At 53.6% G+C, this 3,019-nt stretch carries 3 protein-coding genes; all 3 read left to right on the top strand.

Going from position 1 to position 3,019, the window contains the following annotated elements; all coding sequences use genetic code 11:
• The first annotated feature begins 1,231 nt into the window (after positions 1–1,231).
• The 3 genes from ILFOPFJJ_RS34470 to ILFOPFJJ_RS34460 all read left to right on the top strand — a co-directional run bounded on the left by ILFOPFJJ_RS34470 (position 1,232) and on the right by ILFOPFJJ_RS34460 (position 2,975).
• Positions 1,232–1,891 carry an HAD family hydrolase gene (locus tag ILFOPFJJ_RS34470; protein ID WP_173514856.1) on the top strand — a complete coding sequence of 220 codons (660 nt, stop codon included), beginning with the start codon at positions 1,232–1,234 and terminating at the stop codon, positions 1,889–1,891.
• Positions 1,860–2,702: a phosphoribosyltransferase family protein gene (locus ILFOPFJJ_RS34465; RefSeq protein WP_173514855.1), complete on the top strand. Its 843-nt coding sequence runs from the start codon at positions 1,860–1,862 to the stop codon at positions 2,700–2,702. Before ILFOPFJJ_RS34470 ends, ILFOPFJJ_RS34465 begins: the two co-directional genes overlap by 32 nt.
• A 66-nt stretch (positions 2,703–2,768) precedes the next feature.
• Entirely contained in the window at positions 2,769–2,975 is a 207-nt protein-coding gene (locus ILFOPFJJ_RS34460) for a hypothetical protein (RefSeq protein ID WP_173514854.1), read from the top strand.
• The last annotated feature ends 44 nt before the right edge of the window (positions 2,976–3,019 follow it).

Below are 3,019 nucleotides of genomic sequence, written 5' to 3'. Positions count from 1 at the left end.
GGCCGACCATGAGGTTCTCGGTCCGCTGAAGGGCAAGGCGAAAATGGATCCGTGGCTGATCGGCGCAGGTGTGACCTACCGTTTCTAAATGGACGATTACGGCCGTAGATAGAGAGGGAGAGAGGCAGAGCCCTCCGTCGATAGCGCCTCACCCACTTGTAAACGGTCTTTCTGCAGACCCGAAGGCGGCGGCCACGGCCGTGGCCTCTGTCCTTCGACAACGACGCTGTGCGCGATTACTCGATTGCGCAGCTGAGCCGGCCATTCTCAGGGACGTTCATTGGTACCCGAGAATCACTGAAGCTTCGACGGCCTCGGCTTTCTGGCACGGGCCCGCATGGATAATCTGTTGAACGCTCACACCTTGGTGGTTTGCGCCTGGCATAAGGGGCCGGCTTGGTAGATTCCCCATTTGCAACATCGTTTGCGAGCGCGGCGCATGCGCACAGGAATATCCGTCACGGTCCCGCGGGCCGGTTGCCAACGTCTGGCTGATCAGAGATCGCAATACGCCGCAGAAACACTGGCGAGATCATCCTGTTGAGTGCCGATGGCGTCGGCGCCGTCGAGATCACGCGGCGACCGGCAAGTCGATGACCAGCGTGCGGCGCTGGCAGGAACGCTTCGCGCGGCGTGCGCTTCGGCTGCGCGCTTGCAGATGGCGGTTACGCTAATATCCGCGGGCGCTGATTATGCTTGATGTGCCCAGCCGCGGCCATCAACGGGATGATCTTCCATGGCTGACGACGAGTTTTTCCATGCGCACCGCAAGGCGTTCCACATATGAAGGAATGTCCGAAATTCGACACCAACTGTCGAATTGTGCGGTTATCGACGCAGCGTTATTTGGCGGCGTCGCTATCCCAATCATGCGAACCGTTTGTAAACACGGGTCAAATCCCCTCCCGAGACGTCCGAGCGCGGTTGGCACGACGTTTGCTGATCCTCAGCCATAAACCGGTGGATATCGCCCGGACATTCAGGTGTCGAGCGCCGTCGCGCCCATTTTAATGAAAGACAAAGCGCATATGTTAGTTTGCCACAACCCACCTTCAGACACGGGCCGCACCGGCAGGGCGATATCTCCCGATGCACGCCCATCCCTATTGTCGATATGGGCATTCCGATTCGTCTTGGACTCGCGCCCGATATGCGCGTGACGCCGAGACGGCTGCGGACCGACCGCAGATGCACGTCCTCCGAGCACCTTAAAGACCGGAGGAAAGGCAAGTTGATAAGTCACATTTCTTTCGACGTCTGGAACACTCTCGTATTGGCAAACCCAAACCATGCGCCGATGAGGACCAAGTTTCTCGCGGCCTGTTTCGATAAAGAAGAAGCAGCTGTCAGGAATGCCTACGCCGAGGTCAAGAAGTGGGTGAACCAACACGCGATCGAAACAGGGTACGCTCCATCCCTGTTCGAAAATATCCGTCTGCTCATGATGCATTGCAATGTCCACAAAGATCCGAGCGGCATCGCAAAGGCATTCGAGGACATTTTTGAAAAGTGCAAACCAATTGTTTTGGATACTACCGTGACGCTAGTCCACGCGTTGGTTGAAGACGGATATGCGCTGTCGCTTGGTAGCAATTCGAGCTTTATCAGCGGCCGATTGGTGCACGATTTTCTTGAGAGCACGTTTGGATGCGTGTTTCGGTTCGGAATTTATTCCGATCTGCTTGGATATGCAAAACCAAAGAAAGCCTTCTTTAACAAAATCATCAAGTCGTCTGACCTTGCGGCCAACAACATCCTGCACGTGGGTGACCACGCGATCTGCGATCTGCATGGTGCGCAGAGCGCCGGAATGCATGGCGCCCTGCTGGGAAGACCTGAAGACATCCGAGAGGTGGTGAATGAAGCAATTTCAGGAGTTTGCGCTCCATGAATTTCAGTCGATCGAGGATGCACCCTTTCGAGCGGAGCAATATTCACGTCTGAAATTCGGCTGCGACGAAGCAGCGCGCAAGATGGGATACGAGGTTGCAGATGCGTTCTTCGAACAAAACGCATCGGCGCTACTGGACAGCCGCTGCCTGATGCTTTCGTCTCCATACAACTTTGTTCCGAACGCAGCGACTATAATGACGATGCATCTGCTCAACCGCCTCAACAGCCACATTGTTGATGCCAAAGGCAATCACGTGGAATATGCGACTGTTCCACGAAAGATCAGTTACGTGAACGATTACGGACTCCTATCACGGGAACATCGCAAGTCATTGATCGCCGCTGATAGGTTCTACTTCAACGCGCAACATTTCGAAGGTCGTTGTCTTCTGTTTGTCGACGACGTGAAGATCACTGGTACCCACGAAAACAGGTTAGTCGAGCTCATGCACGAACAACAGCTCAAGAATAAAACATTCTTCCTATATTTTGCTCGATATACCGGCGATAGGCCCGACATAGAGTCGGAGATAAATTTTGCCGCGGTTAAGTCAATCAGAGACCTGAATCGAATCATTGCGGAGCCAAATCATCACATGACCGCTCGCCAAATCAAATATATTCTCGCCGCCGATCCAGGCGAGCTGTATCACGAGTTTTTAAGGTTCAGAAGCGCCAAGTACCTTAAGAGCCTTTATTTCAATTGCCTGCACGAAGGATATTACAAAATTCAAAAGTATGAAACCAACATAGGTGTAATCCGCGACGCGATCGATCACCAGGAAGCTGCAAGGCAACTCGTCGTATAAATGCCTTTCAAGGAGCTTCCACACAAAGAATTCTATTAGCAAATCCACATAAAAGAGGAATGGGCTATGGGACGAACTTCACTATGCTTGCTCGCCACCGTTTTCCTGTCGACATTTGGCACACCGCTGCAGGCTGCCACGCTTCGGGTGATGAGCGACGCCTCCTCTCCACCGTCAGTGAGCACAATCAAAATCGTTTACACGGGTGATGTGAATCAAGAGAAGATCGCCGCCCTTGCATCCGCCCTGATCGTGTCCCGGGAGGTTCTCTAATCGCGGTTGTCAAGTTGATCGCCGAGGGCGTCACAGGTCAGGCT

Source organism: Sinorhizobium psoraleae, assembly GCF_013283645.1.
Lineage (GTDB): Bacteria > Pseudomonadota > Alphaproteobacteria > Rhizobiales > Rhizobiaceae > Sinorhizobium > Sinorhizobium psoraleae.
The sequence above is the reverse complement of the archived record's forward strand: the minus strand, read 5'-3'. Positions and strand labels throughout refer to the sequence as shown.

What these genes read in the sequence shown, in the direction of transcription:
- ILFOPFJJ_RS34460 (WP_173514854.1), top strand. Translation starts at nt 2,769, where the DNA reads ATGGGACGAACTTCACTATGCTTGCTCGCCACCGTTTTCCTGTCGACA.
- ILFOPFJJ_RS34465 (WP_173514855.1), top strand. Translation starts at nt 1,860, where the DNA reads ATGAAGCAATTTCAGGAGTTTGCGCTCCATGAATTTCAGTCGATCGAG.